The sequence below is a fragment of the Stenotrophomonas tumulicola genome (assembly GCF_014117215.1).
Lineage (GTDB): Bacteria > Pseudomonadota > Gammaproteobacteria > Xanthomonadales > Xanthomonadaceae > Stenotrophomonas > Stenotrophomonas tumulicola.
Window position 1 is genome coordinate 41,797 of the sequence record NZ_JACGXS010000003.1, and the last position, 17,079, is coordinate 58,875.

16 protein-coding genes are annotated in these 17,079 nt (G+C 66.8%); 10 read left to right on the plus strand and 6 right to left on the minus strand.

What is annotated here, in order from left to right:
• Window positions 1–35: 35 nt before the first annotated feature.
• The 4 genes from H4O11_RS08025 (at window position 36) to H4O11_RS08040 (ending at window position 6,339) form a co-directional block, all read left to right on the plus strand.
• Window positions 36–941, plus strand: coding sequence for a LysR family transcriptional regulator ArgP (locus tag H4O11_RS08025; RefSeq protein WP_182339168.1), 906 nt, complete (start codon window positions 36–38; stop codon window positions 939–941).
• Between the two features lie 191 nt (window positions 942–1,132).
• Window positions 1,133–2,839, plus strand: coding sequence for a malate dehydrogenase (quinone) (gene mqo / locus H4O11_RS08030; protein WP_182338904.1), 1,707 nt, complete (start codon window positions 1,133–1,135; stop codon window positions 2,837–2,839).
• A gap of 271 nt (window positions 2,840–3,110) precedes the next feature.
• On the plus strand, window positions 3,111–5,279 hold the full coding sequence (locus tag H4O11_RS08035) for a TonB-dependent siderophore receptor (RefSeq protein WP_182338905.1): 2,169 nt from the start codon (window positions 3,111–3,113) through the stop codon (window positions 5,277–5,279).
• Window positions 5,280–5,391: 112 nt separating this feature from the next.
• Window positions 5,392–6,339, plus strand: coding sequence for a nucleoside hydrolase (locus H4O11_RS08040; RefSeq protein WP_182338906.1), 948 nt, complete (start codon window positions 5,392–5,394; stop codon window positions 6,337–6,339).
• Window positions 6,340–6,469: 130 nt separating this feature from the next.
• Here H4O11_RS08040 and H4O11_RS08045 read toward each other — a convergent pair whose 3' ends face one another.
• The gene (locus H4O11_RS08045; protein WP_182338907.1) at window positions 6,470–7,372 is read right to left on the minus strand and encodes a LysR family transcriptional regulator; all 903 of its coding nucleotides are present in this window, start codon (window positions 7,370–7,372) and stop codon (window positions 6,470–6,472) included.
• Window positions 7,373–7,470: 98 nt separating this feature from the next.
• Here H4O11_RS08045 and H4O11_RS08050 point away from each other — a divergent pair, with 98 nt between their 5' ends.
• Window positions 7,471–8,319, plus strand: a complete 849-nt coding sequence (locus tag H4O11_RS08050; protein WP_182338908.1) for a type 1 glutamine amidotransferase domain-containing protein — start codon at window positions 7,471–7,473, stop codon at window positions 8,317–8,319.
• A gap of 35 nt (window positions 8,320–8,354) precedes the next feature.
• Here H4O11_RS08050 and H4O11_RS08055 read toward each other — a convergent pair whose 3' ends face one another.
• The 5 genes from H4O11_RS08055 to H4O11_RS08075 all read right to left on the minus strand — a co-directional run bounded on the left by H4O11_RS08055 (window position 8,355) and on the right by H4O11_RS08075 (window position 13,206).
• The gene (locus H4O11_RS08055) at window positions 8,355–9,611 is read right to left on the minus strand and encodes an MFS transporter (RefSeq protein WP_220466658.1); all 1,257 of its coding nucleotides are present in this window, start codon (window positions 9,609–9,611) and stop codon (window positions 8,355–8,357) included.
• Between the two features lie 108 nt (window positions 9,612–9,719).
• A complete protein-coding gene (locus tag H4O11_RS08060) occupies window positions 9,720–11,066 on the minus strand; it encodes a sensor histidine kinase (RefSeq protein ID WP_343042801.1) in 1,347 nt (448 codons plus the stop codon).
• On the minus strand, window positions 11,063–11,803 hold the full coding sequence (locus H4O11_RS08065) for a response regulator (RefSeq protein ID WP_182338909.1): 741 nt from the start codon (window positions 11,801–11,803) through the stop codon (window positions 11,063–11,065). The genes H4O11_RS08060 and H4O11_RS08065 overlap by 4 nt, the downstream gene beginning before the upstream one ends.
• Window positions 11,804–11,864: 61 nt before the next feature.
• Window positions 11,865–12,410, minus strand: a complete 546-nt coding sequence (locus tag H4O11_RS08070; protein ID WP_182338910.1) for a redoxin family protein — start codon at window positions 12,408–12,410, stop codon at window positions 11,865–11,867.
• A gap of 1 nt (window position 12,411) precedes the next feature.
• Window positions 12,412–13,206 (minus strand): alpha/beta hydrolase, encoded by a 795-nt coding sequence (locus H4O11_RS08075; protein WP_182338911.1) that lies wholly within the window; start codon window positions 13,204–13,206, stop codon window positions 12,412–12,414.
• Window positions 13,207–13,503: 297 nt separating this feature from the next.
• Between H4O11_RS08075 and H4O11_RS08080 the strand changes: the two genes are divergently transcribed.
• From H4O11_RS08080 to H4O11_RS08100, 5 genes are all read left to right on the plus strand, one after another.
• The gene (locus tag H4O11_RS08080) at window positions 13,504–14,154 is read left to right on the plus strand and encodes an HvfX family Cu-binding RiPP maturation protein (RefSeq protein ID WP_182338912.1); all 651 of its coding nucleotides are present in this window, start codon (window positions 13,504–13,506) and stop codon (window positions 14,152–14,154) included.
• Between the two features lie 86 nt (window positions 14,155–14,240).
• Entirely contained in the window at window positions 14,241–14,714 is a 474-nt protein-coding gene (locus H4O11_RS08085) for an HvfA family oxazolone/thioamide-modified RiPP metallophore (RefSeq protein ID WP_182338913.1), read from the plus strand.
• A gap of 55 nt (window positions 14,715–14,769) precedes the next feature.
• Window positions 14,770–15,624 carry an HvfB family MNIO-type RiPP peptide maturase gene (locus H4O11_RS08090; RefSeq protein ID WP_182338914.1) on the plus strand — a complete coding sequence of 285 codons (855 nt, stop codon included), beginning with the start codon at window positions 14,770–14,772 and terminating at the stop codon, window positions 15,622–15,624.
• Window positions 15,617–16,378 carry an HvfC family RiPP maturation protein gene (locus H4O11_RS08095; RefSeq protein ID WP_182338915.1) on the plus strand — a complete coding sequence of 254 codons (762 nt, stop codon included), beginning with the start codon at window positions 15,617–15,619 and terminating at the stop codon, window positions 16,376–16,378. Before H4O11_RS08090 ends, H4O11_RS08095 begins: the two co-directional genes overlap by 8 nt.
• Window positions 16,375–17,028 carry a cytochrome b family protein gene (locus H4O11_RS08100; RefSeq protein ID WP_182338916.1) on the plus strand — a complete coding sequence of 218 codons (654 nt, stop codon included), beginning with the start codon at window positions 16,375–16,377 and terminating at the stop codon, window positions 17,026–17,028. The genes H4O11_RS08095 and H4O11_RS08100 overlap by 4 nt, the downstream gene beginning before the upstream one ends.
• The last annotated feature ends 51 nt before the right edge of the window (window positions 17,029–17,079 follow it).

Below are 17,079 nucleotides of genomic sequence, written 5' to 3' on the forward strand. Positions count from 1 at the left end.
ACTTACTAAAGCGTCTTTAGAGAAACTTAATCATGATGCGAGTCGACCATGCACAGCTGCGGGCCTTGGCCGCCGTCATCCGCGAGGGCAGTTTCGACCGCGCCGCACAGTCTCTGAATGTCACGGCCTCTGCCGTTTCGCAGCGAGTGAAGGCGCTGGAGGACCGTGTCGGCCGCCTGCTGGTCAAACGTGGCACGCCGGCCACCGCCACGGCAGAAGGCCAGGTGCTGGTGCAACTGGCCGAACAGACCGCCCTGCTGGAGCATGACGCGCTGCATCGAATGGGCATGGCCGACGGCGAGCTGCCGCATGCCAGCATTCCGGTAGCGGTGAACCATGACAGCCTGGAGACCTGGTTCCCGGAGGCAGCGCATCAGTTCGCACAGGTCACCGGCACCACGCTGGACCTGCGCGTGGACGACCAGGACCATACTGCGGAGCTGCTGCGCCAAGGCACCGTGCTGGGCGCGGTAACTACGCTGGACGAGCCAGTGCAGGGCTGCCAGATCCACACCCTGGGCAGCATCCGCTATGCCGCGACCTGCACCCCGGAATTCCGCGACCGCCATTTCGGCAAGGGCGTCACGGCCCAGGCGCTGGCCCAGGCCCCGGTGCTGGTGTTCAACCGCAAGGACGACATGCAGGCCCGCTTCGCCCGCCGGCTGGCCGGTGATGAAGTGCCCAACACCGCCCCGACCTGGTGGATCCCTTCCACCCGCGCCTTCGTGCAGGCCAACCTGGGCGGACTGGGCTGGACCATGAACCCCCTTCCCCTGGTCAAAAGGCACCTTGATGCAGGCCGCCTGGTCTATGTCCGCCAGCGCGCGTGGGAGGACGTGCCCCTGTACTGGCAGCACTGGAAGGGCGATGTGCAGACCATGGCCCTGCTGACCCGCGCGGTGCTGGGCGCTTCATCGGCGCTGATACGCCACAAGCGCTGATGGAAATGGCCGCGGTGGCTGGCGGCCGTTGCTGGCCGCGAGCCAAGCAGGATGCTGCGTCGCACCAAAACAGTACCGGAAACGGGTAAAATACGCTCCTGGACGCCGTGGGCGGCTACATCATGACGCGTTTTCACGCGCCGTATCTGTCCGGTACGCATCCTGATCCCCTCCCCAAGCGAATCCTTCCCATGAAGAAATTTGGCAAGGCCCTGCTCGCCCTGCTCGTGCTGCTGCTGGTGGCTTCGGTACTGTTCCTGTACTGGCCCCTGACCCAGCGTTCGGTGCCTGCGGCCAGCAACGACAAGCCCGTGGACGTGGTCCTGGTCGGCGCCGGCATCATGAGCGTCACCCTGGCCACCTACCTGCAGGAACTGCAGCCGGACTGGAACATCCAGGTCTACGAACGCCGCGACGGCGTCGCCGAAGAAAGCTCGGACGGCTGGAACAACGCCGGCACCGGCCACTCCGCATTCGCCGAACTGAACTACACCCCGGAGCTGCCCGATGGCAGCATCGAGACCAAGCGCGCGGTCGGCATCGCCGAACAGTTCGAGATCTCGCGCCAGTTCTGGTCGCACCAGGTGCGCGAAGGCCGGCTGAGCCAGCCCAGCGATTTCATCAACCCCACCCCGCACATGAGCTTCGTGTGGGGCGATGACAACATCAACTTCCTGCACAAGCGCCAGCAGGCGCTGGTGAAGAACCCGCTGTTCTACGGCATGCAGTACTCCGAAGACCCCGCGCAGATCAAGGCATGGGCGCCGCTGCTGATGGAAGGACGCGCCCCGGACCAGAAGGTCGCCGCCACCTGGATGCCGCTGGGTACCGACGTGAACTTCGGCGTCATCACCCGCCAGCTCACCGATGGCCTCAAGCACAGCCCGAACTTCGGCCTGCACCTGGGCCACGAAGTGACCGCGCTGCGCCAGAACGACGACAAGACCTGGAACGTGACCGTCAAGGACCTGAAGTCCGGCAACGAGACCACCACCCACTCGCGCTTCGTCTTCATCGGTGCCGGCGGCGCCGCGCTGAAGCTGCTGCAGCTGTCGGGCATCCCGGAATCGAAGAACTATGGCGGCTTCCCGGTCGGCGGACAGTTCCTCGCCTTCCAGGGCCAGGACGTCGCCTCCCGGCACAAGGTGAAGGCTTACGGCATGGCCGAAACCGGTTCGCCGCCGATGTCGGTGCCGCATCTGGACGCGCGCAAGCTGGATGGCAAGCCGGTCGTGCTGTTCGGACCTTTCGCGCTGTTCAGCACCAAGTTCCTCAAGCACGGCTCGTGGTTCGATCTGTATTCGTCGGTCACTCACAACAACGTGGCCCCGATGCTGGACGTGGGCGCGGAGAACCTGGACCTGGTGAAGTACCTGATGAGCCAGGCACAGTTGAACGACGATGACCGCCAGGCCGAACTGGTCAAGTACTTCCCCAACGCCAAGCGCGAAGACTGGACGCTGGTCACCGCCGGCCAGCGCGTGCAGATCATCAAGCGCGACCCGGAAAAGGGGCCGGTGCTGCAGTTCGGTACCGAGATCGTCACCGACAAGGACCACACCCTGGCCGCGCTGCTGGGCGCCTCGCCGGGCGCGTCGACCTCGCCGCCGATCATGCTCGAGCTGATGGCCAAGGCCTTCCCGGAACAGATGAAGGCAGGCTGGGAAGCGCGCCTGCGCGAGATCGTGCCGTCCTACGGCCGCAAGCTCAACGAGAGCCCGGCGCTGACCAACCAGATCCGCACGCTGACCAGCCAGACGCTGCAGCTGCCGTTCCTGGAAGTGCCGGCAGACGTCGTTTCGCCGGCAGCGATCCCGGCCACCCTGCAACGCCCCGAACCTGCCCCGGCACCCGTGCAGGAAAAGCGCAACGCCAACGAGGAACTGCAGGCACTGTAAGCCTGCCCCTGCCGGTATTGCATGGACGGCCACCTTCGGGTGGCCGTTTTCGTTTGGCTCGTCGCGCACGGCTCGCCGCATCAGCGGCATATCGCGAATTGTAAAGTTTTCGATAATCATTTACATTTGCGACCCGCGCGAGGATGCATGACGCGCGACGCCCGCCTGCAGACCGGACGCTGCAGGCCAGCCCTGATCGATACCGCCTGGCCGCTGCGTCGGGCGACGCCTGTCCGCCCTCCTTTCCTGCCTTTGCCTGCGAACCCCCACCATGACCGCACCGTTCCCGTTCCGTTCGACGTTCCGCCCTGCACCACTGGCCGTCGCCCTGCTCGCCGCACTGGCGGCTGCACCAGGCTTTGCCATGGCCACGGCCGATGCCAATGGCGCAGCCGATGCCAAGACCCTGGACCAGGTGAGCGTGCATGGCAGCAAGGCCGCACCGTCCAGCACCACGCGCCTGCCGATCAGCCTGCAGGAGACGCCGCAGTCGTCCACGGTCATCGGCCTGGCGCGCCTGCAGGACGAATCACTCTTCAGCATCAACGACGTGCTGCGCAACGTCACCGGCGTCAATGTGTCCTTCTACGACACCCAGCGCCCGTTGTATTACGCACGCGGCTTCGCCATCACCGATTTCCAGGTGGACGGCCTGCCGACGTACAGCGGATCGACCAACCAGGAATACGACACCGCGTTCTACGACCGCATCGAAGTGATCCGCGGGGCCAACGGCCTGCTCAGCGGTGCCGGCGTGCCATCTGCCACGGTGAACCTGCTGCGCAAACGCCCGGGCAAGGACTTCGACGCCTCGTTCTCGGTCAGCGCCGGCAGCTGGGATTTCCGCCGCATGCAGGCCGACGTCAACGCGCCGCTGACCGCCGATGGTCGCTTCCGCAGCCGCGTGGTCGCCGCCTGGCAGGACAAGGATTTCTATTACGACCGCTACAGCGAAGACAAGATGTCCGGCATGGCGGTGCTGGAAGGTGACCTGACAGACTCCACCACGGTAACCGTCGGCTTCCAGACCCAGGACAACAACCCGACGGGCTCGACCTGGGGCACGGTGCCATTCTTCAACAGTGATGGCAGCTTCGCGCACCTGCCGCGCAGCACCAACCTGGCGCCCGACTGGGCCCGGTGGCAGCGCCAGACCAGCACCGCTTTCGCCAACCTGGAACAACGCTTCGGCGACAACTGGCTGCTGAAGGTCAACACCGCCTACACCCGCGGCAACGTGCAGAACGTGCGTGTCTACGGCAGCGGTTATCCGGATCCGGCCACCGGCTCAGGCGTGTACCTGCTTGGCTCGGCCGGCGAGACCGACGACACCCGCAAGGGCGTGGACGTCTACCTGTCCGGCACCTTCGCATTGTTCGGGCGCGAGCATGACGTGGTGGTCGGCGGCAGCTTCTCCGACCTGCAATCCACCGCCTGGACCATGACCCCGACCGCCGGCTGGCGCTATGACATTCCGGACATCCGTCGCTGGAACGGCGATGCGCCGGAACTGATCGTGGGCCGCACCGGTGCGCGGCGCGATGCACGTACCACCCAGCGCGGGGTCTACGCCTCTACCCGCCTGCGCCTGGCCGATCCACTGGCGCTGATCGCCGGTGCGCGCTTGAGCTCCTGGGAAACCCGTACCCGCGCCTACGATGTGGCAGGCACGTATACCGCCACCAGTGGCGCCTACAAGGTGGACGACGAGGTCACGCCGTATGTCGGCCTGGTGTACGACGTCACGCCAAACGTATCGGCCTATGCCAGCTACACCGAGATATTCAACCCGCAGAACTACAAGGATCGCAACGAGAACCTGCTGGCGCCGGTGGAAGGCTCGAACATCGAAGCGGGCATCAAGTCGCAGTGGCTCGATGGCCGCGTCACTGCCAATGCCGCCGTCTTCGAAGCCAAGCAGGACAACTATGCGGTGCGTGACATCGGCGTACCGGAAGGTTCCCTCAGCGATGGCAGCTCGGCCTACATCGGCATCAACGGCACCAAGGCGCGCGGTTGGGAACTGGATGTCAACGGCGAGATCCTGCCGGGCTGGACGGTCAATGCCGGCTTCACGCATGTAAAAGTGACCCGTGCCGCCACCGACCTGCTGTATGCCAACCTGCCCGAAGACCTGCTGCAGTTGAACACCCAGGTGCAGCTGCGCGGTGCGCTGGAACGGATCAGCCTTGGTGGCGGCGTCCAATGGCAGAGCAAGGTGCAGGGCTTCAACGTGCCCCACCCGGTGGCCGGCGCAGTCACCGTCAACCAGCCTGCGTACTCACTGGTGCAGTTCAACGCGAACTACCGCATCAGCGACAACTGGATGGCCACGCTGAGCGTGCGCAATGCGCTGGACAAAACGTACTGGGCGAACCTGGACTACAACAACTACGGCGAGCCGCGTTTCGTGGCCTTCAGCCTGCGCTGGAAATACTGACAGGGCGGGTACCCATTGGTGCGCCTTGCCCCCTTGGTAGCGACGGGCCCTGCCCGTCAACCCGGGAGAGCGTGACACAATGGCGGGCGCACCACGGAAGAAGAACGACAACATGCACAAAGTGATTTTCGATACCGACCCGGGCGTGGACGACGCCCTGGCCCTGCTGTACCTGCACAAGCACCCGCAGGTGGAACTGCTGGCGGTCACCACCGTGTTCGGCAATGCCGCAGTGGAATCCACTACCCACAATGCGCTGTACCTGAAGCAGGCCTGGGGCCTTGAAGCGCCGGTGGCGCGCGGCGCCAGCGGGCCATTGCAGCCCGATGCGGAACCAGAGGCCTGGCCGGTACACATCCATGGCGACAACGGACTGGGCAACCATCCCGTGCCCGAACAACTGGAGGTTGCCGTCGATCCCCGCCCGGCGCACCAGCTGATCATCGACCTGGTACGCGCCAACCCGGGCCAGGTCACCCTGCTGGCCGTGGGCCGCATGACCAACCTGGCGCTGGCCCTGCGCGATGCCCCGGACATCGCCGCGCTGGTGCGTAGCGTGGTGATCATGGGCGGCGCCTTCCACGTCAACGGCAACATCACGCCGGCGGCTGAAGCCAACATCTGGGGCGATGCGCTGGCAGCAGATCTTGTATTCACCGCAAGCTGGCCGGTCATCGCCATCGGCCTGGACGTCACCACCCAGGTGGAGATGGACCGCCATGGTCTGGATGCGCTGGCGCATGCAGGCGGTGCCGACGCCGACCTGGTGCGTGCGCTGTCGCAGGATTACGTGGACTTCTACCTGCAGGCCGGCCACAAGGGCATGGTGGTACATGACTGCTGCGCCTGCATCGCCTTGACCCGTCCGGAACTATTCCAGTTCGAACAGGCCAGCGTACGCGTGGCCACCGATGGCGTGGCGCGTGGCATGACCATTCCCAAGCCGGCTGGCATGGCCTTCGGCCCCAGCCTGTGGGACGGCCAGGCAATGCAGTCGATCGCCATCGGCGTGGACGCCAAGGCGGTGCTGGCTGACATCGAGAAAACGCTGGCCGCTTGAACCGGTTGAGCGGGTCCATGACCCGCTGCGGCGGTACCGCCGGGCACGGCCCGGCGACATCGGGTAGAGCGGGGCCATGCCCCGCTGCGCTCGCCGGACACAGCGCTGTGCCTCCTATGGGCCACGTTGGTTACCTGCAACCATCTACCAGCACTTCGATCAGCGCCCGCGTCGCCGCAGACTGGCGCCGATGCGGGGCATACAGCAGCGAGAACACACGGTGGCGCCCGCGCAGTTGGGGCAGCACTTCAACCAATGCACCCGCATCGATGCGACTGGCCACGATGAAGTCGTAACTCTGGCAGATGCCCAGTCCCTGCCCGGCCAGGGTAACCACGCCGAGCACATCGTCGGATACCTCCACCGCACCATGCGGTGTCCAGTCCACGTCCTTGCCATCCACCACAAATGCCCACGGCGCGATGCGCCCGGTACGCGGCATCACGAAGGGCAGGCACGCGTGCTGCTGCAACGCCTCCAACGACGCCGGCACACCGGCCTGCCGCAAGTACCCGGGCGAAGCCACCAGGCAAAGCGGCGCATGCTCCAGCGTCCGTGCCACCAACCCGCTGTCCGGTGGCACGCCGAGGCGGACCGCGAGGTCCACGCCCTCGGCGACCAGGTCGACGTTGCGGTTGCTGACATGCAGTTCCACCGACACCCGCGGGTGCTGCGCACGAAAGCGCATGAGCAGCGGCGGCAGGCGATGATGGCCCCAGGTGGTCGGCACGCTCAACCGCACCCGCCCCACCAGTTCGCCGCTGCTGCCCTGCACGTCACGCTCGGCATCGTCGAGCAGGGCAAACGCGGCCCGTGCCTGCTCCAGGTACTGGCGTCCCGCGTCGGTAAGTGCCAACCGACGCGTTGTCCGTTGCAGCAATTGCTGGCCCAGCCGCGCTTCCAGGCGGCTGAGGGCACGACTGAGCACTGAAGGCGTAGTCGCCAGTTCGACCGCCGCAGCGGTGAACGAGCCGCGCTCGACCACGCGGATGAAGACTTCCACGTCCGCCAGGTACTCGAAGCGTCGCGCCATTACACCCCCCCAGGGAACAGATATTATTCGTGAGGATATATTTATTGCTCCGCAAGGCAACAATAAAGTGACGTTCTTCCTTGCCAATGGTCCCTGCCATGACACGTCGCACCGCGCTCCCGCTTGCCCTTGCCCTCGCCCTGCTGTCCGGCAGCGGCGTCGCCCACGCCGACAACGTGCTGGTGGTGCTGTCCGATGCCGACCACCTGGACCTGAAGGACGGCAAAGTCTTTTCCACCGGCTTTTACCTCAATGAACTGATGCAGCCGGTAAAGCGCCTGATCGACGCCGGACACATCCTGACCTTTGCCACCCCGCAGGGCCGCGCGCCGAGCGTGGATGCCTCCTCGGTGGACATGCAGTACTTCGGTGGCGATGCGGCGGCACTGCAGGTCCACCAGCAGCTGCTGGCAGAACTCGCACTGACCGATGCGGCTCATTCGCCGGTGGTCAGCCTGGCGAGGGTGGAGCAGATCGGCGTCGATCACTACGACGCGGTCTATATCCCCGGTGGCCATGCACCGATGCAGGACCTGCTGTCATCACCGGTGCTGGGTCGCGTGCTGCACCGGTTCCATCAGGCAGGCAAGCCGACCGCGCTGGTCTGCCACGGGCCCATCGCCCTGCTGTCCACGCTGGCCGATGCCGCGGGATTCAGCGCGCGCCTGGAAACAGGCCAGCGCAGCGCCGCCGACGGCTGGATCTATCGCGGATACCGGATGACCGTGATCAGCAATGTCGAGGAGGAGCAGGCCAAGGGACTGCTGGACGGGGGCGAGATGAAGTTCTATCCGCAGACTGCATTGCAGTTGGCCGGTGGCGACTACCACGGCAACAGCACCGCATGGCAGCCGAACGTGGTGGTGGACCGCGAGCTGATCACCGGACAGAACCCCGCCTCGGCCAATGCCGTGGCCGACGAGCTGCTGCAGCGCCTGCAGCACTGAAGCAATCATGCCGCCGGGCACGGCACGGCCCGGCGCTACGGGCGAGGTGGCCGTGTTTCCGGCAGTGTCCACAACACCGGCAATACCAGCACCGCCACCAGTGCGATCATCGCGCCCGGCGCCGCATTCCAGCCGCTGCGTTCCACCCACCACTGCGCCAGCCACGGGGTGGCGCCGCCGAACACCGCCGTGGCCATGGTCACGCCCAGCGCCAGTCCACTCAGGCGGCCTTCGCCGGGGAACTGTTCGGCCGTGGCCGATGCGGCCACCGCGCTGATGCCACCGGCCACGCAGGCCAGCACCGCCGCCGCCAGCACCACCCCGACGGCGGTGGTATCGGCCATCCATGCAAACATCGACAGCGGCAGCAAGGCCGACAGTGCCGTCAGCACCAACAGCAGCGGGCGACGGCCGATGCGATCGGACAGCGCGCCGCACAGCGGCGTCACCACGATGACCGCCACCGCAGCCAATGTGGACAGCCACAGCGCCTCGCCCTCGGCCCGGCCATTGGCATGCAGGAACGCCGGCACGTAGGTGATGCCGACGTAGTAGGTGATCGAGCCCAGCGCCGAGATCGCGAAGGTGCGCGCCACGGCCCCGGGATGCGCACGCAGGATCTGCAGGATCGGCGCACTGGGCACGCTGCCCTCGCGTTGCTGGCGCTCGAATTCCGGTGACTCGTGCATCGTCGAGCGGGCCAGCAGGATCACGATGGCCAGCGCGGCCCCCACGAAGAACGGGATCCGCCAGCCCCAGGCATCCAGCGACGGCTGCGGCAGCAGGGCCACCGTCAATGCCGACAGCGCCACCGCCAGCAGCGCGCCGACTTCACTTGCCGCCGACGCCAGCGAGGTCACCAGGCCACGCCTGCGTAGCGGAGCGGTTTCCAGCAGGTAAGCCACAACACCGGTGTACTCGCCGCCGACGGAGAACGCCATCACGCAGCGCAGTACCAGCAACAGCACCCCCGCGCTGGCCCCTGCCTGCGCATGCGTGGGCAACAGCGCCGTGGCCAGCATCGCCGCGGCCATCAAGGCCATGGATGCCAGCAGCATCCAGCGCCGGCCGAACCGGTCGCCCAGGTGGCCGAAGCACAGCGCGCCCAGCGGACGCATCAGGTAGGACACCGCAAACCCGCCCAGGGTCGCCAGCAGGGCCTGCTCGCCACCGCCAAAAAACACCCGCGACAGCACGCTGGCGAAATACAGGTACAGGGTGAAGTCGTACCACTCCACCACCGTGGAGAGCCCAGCCACGAGCATCGAACGACGGCGTATCGCTTCGCTCATCCCATCATCGCCAATGCCGGCATCCGCCCACTCCCACGGTAAAGCGCCGCACCGTAACGCAGGCCAGGTGAAGGCCGCGCGCGCGGCAGTTGCATCGTCCTGCGATGCTCACCCCGGCTTGTCCGCTTCCAATGCTGGCAGGTGCACCCATGCCGACAGGCCCCCCTCCTGCCGGTTGCGCAGTTCGATGTTGCCGCCCAGCGATTGCGCCAGTTGGGCGGCAATGGCAAGTCCCAATCCAGTGCCCCCCGTTTCGCGGCTGCGCGAGGACTCCAGGCGGTGGAAAGGGCTCAGTACCCGCTCCAGTTCCTGCTCCGGGATACCCGGCCCGTGGTCGGACACGCATAGCCATGCACCGCGCCCTGCGCGGCCAATGCTTACCTCCGCGCTGCCGCCATAACGCAGGGCGTTGTCCACCAGGTTGCCCACGATGCGGCGGAGTGGCTGCGGCCATGTCTTCACCGCGATCGCCTCGCAGCGGCCGATGAGCACAGGTTTGCCCATGTCCTGGTAATCAGCGGCCAGGCTGTCCACGAAGGCCCGCAGGTCCAGCCGCACCGGCTCTCCACTGGCCACGTGGCTGCTGCGCGCGTATGCCAGGCCTTCGCGTACCAGTTGGCCGAGCTGGTCCAGGTCGTCGACCAGCCGCTGCGGCACCGGACCGTCCGGCAACGATTCCACGCGCAGCTTCATCCGCGTGATCGGGGTCTGCAGGTCATGCGAGATGGCTGCCAGGATCTGCATCCGTTCATTCACGTGCCCCTGTATCCGGGCCTGCAGGGCATTGAGTGCAGCAGCGGCCCTGGCGGTCTCCAGTGGCCCCGCCTCCGGCAAGGATACTGCCTGCACCTTGCCTGGCTGCAGGCCCTCTACCGCGTCCGACAACAACGACAGCGGGCGCAGGGCCAATCGCCCCACCCACCACGCGCACGCCAGCAGCAGCAGCAACTGTGCAACGAGTACCGCAGGAAGCCAGGTGGCCAACGGCAGCATCGCCGGGGTCACTTCGATCGTCAGTGGCTGGCCATCGTGCAGTCGCAGTTCCACCTCGAACCGCTCCGGCGTGCGCGAAACCTGCCGTGGATCCAGCACGTAATGGCGCTGCAGGCTTTCATCGATGAGCTCGGTCACCTGCTTCGCACGCCGGCTGTGCAACGGCTCGCCCGGGGCCGCCGGGCGCAGCAGGTAGCGATAGGTGCGACGCTCCAGCCTTGGCACCCAGGCCGCGCGTTCGGCCGGGGACAGGTGCTCCAGCAACGCCACGCTCAGGCCAACGTCCTCGTCCAGGTTGCGCAGCATCATCGAACGGGTGGCTTCGTAACGCTCGAAGAACAGCAGGGAAAATGACAGCGCATGGGAGACCAGCATGCCGGCCAGCAGGACCAGCAGCACGCGCGCCGACAGCGTCCGTGGCCAGCTGCCGCGGATCGGCGGTGCCACGTCGGCGATGCTCACTCGTCCGGCCCCAGCAGCGTCACCGGCTGCGAGAAAACGTAGCCTTCACTGCGCACGGTCTTGATGTAGGCCTGTCCACGCGCATCATCGTGCAGGCGTTGGCGCAGCCGGCTGACCAGCAGGTCGATGGAACGATCGAACAGTTCCGCCTCCCGGCCCTGGGTAAGGCTGAGCAGCTGGTCGCGGCTGAGCACCCGGTTGGCGTGGTCAAGGAATACGCGAAGCAGGCGGAACTCCGCCCCGCTGAGCGGATAGGCCGTGTCCTGCGCATCGAGCAGGTGGCGGGCGGTGGTATCCAGCCGCCACGCGCCGAAGGCGAGCAGGCGGCCGCTTTCGGTCACCTGCAGGTTCGGCGGCAACATCTGCGTCCGCCGTATCACCGCGGTGATGCGTGCCAGCAGCTCGCGCGAAGAGAAGGGTTTGGTGACGTAGTCATCAGCCCCCATCTCCAGGCCGATGATGCGATCGGTCTCGTCATCGCGTGCGGTCAACAGCACCACCGGCACCGCGCGATGCTTGCCGGCGCGCAGGTTGCGGCACAGGCTCAGCCCATCCTCGCCGGGCATCATCACGTCCAGCACGACCAGGTCCACCGCGTTGGCCTCCATCACCGTCCGCATGGCGCGGCCGTCGGCGGCCAGGCTCACGCGCAGGCCGTTGCGCTGCAGGTAATCGCCCAACATCTGGCGGATCTCGCTGTCGTCGTCGACGACCAGTATGTGCGGTACGTGGTTCATCTCGATCTCACTGGGGCGGGTACAGGCAGGCAGCGGCGCGATGCGCCCATGGTAGCGCTACTCACGACTCGGCCAGCAGGCGCATGATCTCTGAGCCGGTACGCGCATAGCCACCCTCGCCGTAATGGCGGTAGACGACCTGCCCCTTCCGGTCGATCAGGTACAGCGCCGGCCAGAAGCGGTTGCCCCATGCGTTCCAGATCCGGTACTGGTTGTCCTGTACCACCGGATACGTGATGCCCAGGCGCGTCACCGCATCCTGCACGTTCGACGCAAGGCCTTCATGCGCGAACTCCGGCGTGTGCACGCCCACCACCACCAGTCCTCCTGCAGCGTGCTGCTCATGCCAGCGCTGCACATACGGCGCCACGCGCAGGCAGTTGATGCAACCGTAGGCCCAGAACTCCACCAGCACGACCTTTCCGCGCAGTTGCGGCATCGCCAGCGGCGGGCTGTTGAACCAGCTCCCGCCCCCGTCGAAGCCCGCCGCCGGAGCGGCGACAGCCACGTGCTCCCCGGCTTCAGTGGACGCCCATGCCGCCAGCAGCACCGCCACGCTGGCCAGCGCCAGCAGCAACGGCAACATGCAGCTCCGCAGACGTCCCATCTCAGCCTCCCTGCTCGGCCAGTGGCAGTTCGGCCGGCTTGACTCCGGCTGCTTCCAGGATGGTGTCGGCGACCTGCGCGGGGCGCGACAGCAGGGACACGTGGCTGGCTCCCAGCGACTGCACCTGCGCACCGATGCGGCGTGCGGTGGCGGCCTGCAGCTGCGGCGACAGCATGCGGTCATCGCGGCTGATCACATACCAGCTTGGCTTGTTGCGCCATGCCGCAGTAGTCACTGCTTCACCCAGTGCGCTGGCTTTCAACGGGACCTGGGTGCTGTACAGCAGCGCTGCGGTCTTCTTCATCAGGTCCGGGGCGAAGTCCTCCGCCACCGCGTCGGCTGGCAGCCACAGGTAGCCATCCTTCTCCTGCAGGCGGGACAGGCCCGGCCCCACCGGGAAGCCTTCGCCCTGCTGCGCCGAACTCTGTCCCCGGTCGGGTGCAAAGGCGGCCACGTAGACCAGCGACTGTACCTTGGGGTCATCGCCGGCCTCGGTGATCACCGTACCGCCCCAGGAATGGCCGACGAGCACCACCTTGCCCGGTGCGGCGGCGATGGCACGGCGGGTGGCGGCGACATCGTCCTCCAGCGAACTGAGCGGGTTCTGCACCGCGATGGCCGGCACGTGCCAGGCCTGCAGGGTGGCAATGACCTTGTTCCAGCTCGAGCCATCGGCAAACGCGCCGTGCACGAGGATGACGGTGGGCGGGGCCTCGGCATCGGCCGGGGCCGCCAGCACGGGGGAAGCAACACCGGCCAGGGCGAGGGCGGTGGCAAGCAGCGAGGTGCGGAACATGTGGGCGTACTCCAAAGGTAGGAGCCGCCATTTCCGCCCATCGGTGTATCGGTGCTGTTTCCGCCTGCCGGCGCGGTTGTAACGAACTGTAGCCGGCGCTGCGGCGGCTACGTTCGGATACACGGCCGCCACGCGCCGGGCCCGCCGACGGCTGCCGTGCACGGCGGTTTGTATCCCAGTGTAGGCAATCCCGGTATTGGCCACGTTTGCTGACAAAACCACGGCACGCGGCACACGCTGCCGATACCTGCCTGCCCTGGAATGGCCACACCGACCACTGGCCCGCAGGACCCACCCATGATCCGCTCCGCTTCCTCGTTGTACATGCCACGCCTTGATGCCACCGGCCGCTGGCTGTCCCCGCTCGCCCTGCGCACCCTGCTTGCCTGGGAGTTCTTCGAATCCGGACGCGAAAAACTGCTGGGCGACAACTGGTTTGCCGATCTGTCCGGCAGTTTTCCCTTTCCCTTCTCCGTGCTGCCCGCCTCGCTGAACTGGCAGTTGGCCACCTGGCTGGAACTGGTCGGCAGCATTGCCCTGCTGCTGGGACTGGCTACGCGATCTGTTGCCTATGTGTTCTGGGTGCTGACCATCGTCGCCATCGCGGCCGTGCATTGGCCGACGGAGTGGCACGGCCTGGCCGAGCTCTGGCAGGGCTACGCGATCACCGACCATGGTTTCGGCAACTTCAAGCTGCCGCTGCTGTTCCTGGTGATGCTGCTGCCGCTGATCCTCGGCGGTGGTGGTGCCCTCAGCATCGACCGGCTGATCGCCGGCCCGGCTGCACCGGCACGCGGTGGCGACGGCCTGGGCTGGGGCACCGCCCTGTTCGCCCTGTGCCTGCCACTGGCCGCGCTGTTGCCCGCCGTTGGCCTGGGTGGCGCGCTGTTCGGACTGTTGCTGCTCGCCCGGCACGCCTGGCGCCGACGTCGCGTGCACCTGTCCTGATCCTGCCCCTTGTTCGTCCCCGTTTCTGTCGCCTGTCGGCGGCATCTACCCCGCACGCCCGTCGTGCCAACCCTGGAGTCACCACCATGTCCGTTTCCCATGATGTTTCCCGTCCGTCCCGCCTGCCGCGCATCGGCGCGCTGGGTGTCGCCCTCGCCGGTGGCCTGCTGCTGACCGGCCAGGCCCTGGCCATGCAACCCCTGGCCACCGCACTGGTCTCGGCCAGCGCCACCGCCGAAGGCAAGTGTGGCGAGGGCAAGTGCGGCAGCAGCAAGGCCGCTTCTCCGTCCAGGGCCGATGCCGGCGTGGCCGAAGGCCAGTGCGGTGAAGGCAAGTGCGGCGATGCCTCCTTCGCCCGCACCGATACCAACCACGACGGCAAGGTTTCGCGCGCCGAGTTCAATGCCGTGGCAGGCGAACGCGCCGCCGAGTTCGACCGCATCGACGGCGACCACGACGGCTTCATCACCGAACTGGAAGCACACGAATACCTGCGCAGCGTGTACCAGGCCAACGGCAAGCCGATGCCCAAGGGCCTGTTCTCGCACATCGCCGACTGACCCCATGGCGCCGCCGTGGATGCGGCGGCGCCCTTCATTTCCCGGAGCCCCTGACATGTCCCTGCCAATTTCCCGTGCCAGCGCAGGTCTCGGCCTGCGTCGTGGCCTGATCGATGAGCTGCTGGCGATGCCGACGAACGCGGTCGATTTCCTGGAGTGCGCGCCGGACAACTGGATCGGTGTCGGCGGCACTTACGGCGCCGCACTGCGCCAGCTGTCCGAGCGCATGCCACTGAGTTGCCATGGCCTGTCGCTGTCGCTGGGCGGTCCCGATCCGCTGGACAGGACATTGCTGGCTCAGACCCGGGCCTTCCTCGACCAGCACCAGGTGGGCCTGTACAGCGAGCACCTGAGCTACTGCGCCGCCGGTGGCCACGTCTACGAACTGCTGCCGCTGCCGTTCACCGCCGAAGCCGTGCGCCACGTTGCCGGGCGCATCGCCCAGGTACAGGACGCCCTGGGGCGCCGCATCGCAGTGGAGAACATTTCCTACTACGCCGTGCCGGGCGCCGACATGAGCGAGATCGACTTCATCAACGCCGTGCTGGCAGAGGCGGACTGCGACTTCCTGCTCGACGTCAACAACGTGTTCGTCAACGCCTGCAACAACGGCTATGACGCGCTTGCCTTCCTGGACCGGGTGATCCCGGAACGCGTCGCCTCGCTGCACGTGGCCGGCCACTTCGATGAGAGCGACGGCTTCAAGATAGACACCCACGGCGCACCGGTGAAAGGCGTGGTGTGGGCCTTGCTTCGCCATGCCTATGCGCGTGTCGGCGTGCGCCCCACCCTGCTAGAGCGCGACTTCAATTTCCCGCCGCTTGCCGAACTGCTTGACGAGATCGCGCAGATCCGCATGGCCCAGGCCGACGCGATGGCACCTGTGCCGCTGGAGGTGGCCCATGGCTGACACCCTGGCCACCCTGCAGCAGCGCTGGGCCGACCATGTGCGCGATCCGTCGCGGCCGGCACCGGCAGGCATCGAGCCGCGCAGGCTGGCCGTATACCGTCGGCTGTGCATCGACAGCCTGGACAGCCTGCTCACCGGCAGCCTGCCGCGCCTGCATGCCCGCCTGGGTCCGCAGGCGTGGCGACATGCGGTGGAACGCTACTACGCCGTGCATGCATGCCGTACCCCGCTGTTCCCCCGGATCGCCGCCGAATTCGCCGCATGGCTCGGCGAGGCACCGCTGGCACTGCCAGCCTGGGCAGCCGAACTTGCGCACTTCGAATGCCAGCAACTGGCACTGCGGATCGCGGAGGAAAGCCCGCCCGCGGCCATTGCCGCATTTGACGACCACACCGTGCTTGCCGTGGCGCCGCTGGTACGGGTGCTCGGCTATCGCTGGCCCGTGCATGACGACGGTGGCTGGGCCGATACCGCGCCGGAAGCACCCACCCTGCTGCTGCTCCAGCGCGATGCACACCATGCGTTGCAGGCACAGGCGCTGACCGTGCCCGCCTACACCCTGCTGCTGGCCTTCGGCCCGGCGGGCACCACGCTCGCCCGGGCACTGGAGCAGGTCGCCGATGAGCATGGGCAGGCGCGTGCCTCCATCGATGCCCTGTGCCGGCCATTGATCCCGGCCCTGGTCGCCGCCGGTGTCCTGTACGCAGCACCTGGCCACCGCCCCTCCGGCACCCCGATGAGACCTGCCCCATGAATACCATGACCCAACGATCCACCCTGCATGGATGGCGCCTGTTCCTGCTGCTTGCCGTGACCCTGGTTGCACTCGCGCTTGCAGCCTTCGCCACGGTCCCGGATGCCGCCGAAGCCACCCGCGCGGCGATCCGGGTGACCGCACGCACCTCGTTCCTGCTGTTCCTGGCTGCGTTCACCGCCTCCTCGTTCGCCATCCTGCTGCCGATGCCCGCCACGCAATGGCTGCTGCGCGAACGCCGCGTCATCGGTCTGTCGTTCGCCTTCTCCCACCTGCTGCACGCCATCGCCATCACCACGTTCGGCGTGCTCAATCCCGCGTTCTGGCCGGAACGTACGGCACTGGGCAACCTGCCCGGCAGCATCGGCTATGTCGCCATCCTCGTCCTGGCGGTCACCTCGCATCGGGGCATCGCCCGGCGCATGGGGCCGACCGCCTGGCGCCGCGTGCACCTGGCCGGCATGTGGATCATCGCTGCGGTGTTCGCCTATTCGTATTTCAAGCGCGTGCCGGCCAACTTCTGGTACGCGGTGCCATCGGCGATGTTGTTCACGGCCTTCGTCGTGCGCTGGATCGCCAAGGGCGCACAGAAACTCCGCAGGCAGCAGCGTACGGGTCAGCGACCTGCTTCCGCTCATTCCGCCCGATAAAGCCCACGGACGCACGGCGCGGTACCCTGCGTGCATGAAAGGCAACGGAAA

Coding starts and splice junctions, on each gene's coding strand:
- H4O11_RS08025 (WP_182339168.1), top strand. CDS start 36: ATGCGAGTCGACCATGCACAGCTGCGGGCCTTGGCCGCCGTCATCCGC.
- mqo (WP_182338904.1), top strand. CDS start 1,133: ATGAAGAAATTTGGCAAGGCCCTGCTCGCCCTGCTCGTGCTGCTGCTG.
- H4O11_RS08035 (WP_182338905.1), top strand. CDS start 3,111: ATGACCGCACCGTTCCCGTTCCGTTCGACGTTCCGCCCTGCACCACTG.
- H4O11_RS08040 (WP_182338906.1), top strand. CDS start 5,392: ATGCACAAAGTGATTTTCGATACCGACCCGGGCGTGGACGACGCCCTG.
- H4O11_RS08045 (WP_182338907.1), bottom strand. CDS start 7,372: ATGGCGCGACGCTTCGAGTACCTGGCGGACGTGGAAGTCTTCATCCGC.
- H4O11_RS08050 (WP_182338908.1), top strand. CDS start 7,471: ATGACACGTCGCACCGCGCTCCCGCTTGCCCTTGCCCTCGCCCTGCTG.
- H4O11_RS08055 (WP_220466658.1), bottom strand. CDS start 9,611: ATGAGCGAAGCGATACGCCGTCGTTCGATGCTCGTGGCTGGGCTCTCC.
- H4O11_RS08065 (WP_182338909.1), bottom strand. CDS start 11,803: ATGAACCACGTACCGCACATACTGGTCGTCGACGACGACAGCGAGATC.
- H4O11_RS08070 (WP_182338910.1), bottom strand. CDS start 12,410: ATGGGACGTCTGCGGAGCTGCATGTTGCCGTTGCTGCTGGCGCTGGCC.
- H4O11_RS08075 (WP_182338911.1), bottom strand. CDS start 13,206: ATGTTCCGCACCTCGCTGCTTGCCACCGCCCTCGCCCTGGCCGGTGTT.
- H4O11_RS08080 (WP_182338912.1), top strand. CDS start 13,504: ATGATCCGCTCCGCTTCCTCGTTGTACATGCCACGCCTTGATGCCACC.
- H4O11_RS08085 (WP_182338913.1), top strand. CDS start 14,241: ATGTCCGTTTCCCATGATGTTTCCCGTCCGTCCCGCCTGCCGCGCATC.
- H4O11_RS08090 (WP_182338914.1), top strand. CDS start 14,770: ATGTCCCTGCCAATTTCCCGTGCCAGCGCAGGTCTCGGCCTGCGTCGT.
- H4O11_RS08095 (WP_182338915.1), top strand. CDS start 15,617: ATGGCTGACACCCTGGCCACCCTGCAGCAGCGCTGGGCCGACCATGTG.
- H4O11_RS08100 (WP_182338916.1), top strand. CDS start 16,375: ATGAATACCATGACCCAACGATCCACCCTGCATGGATGGCGCCTGTTC.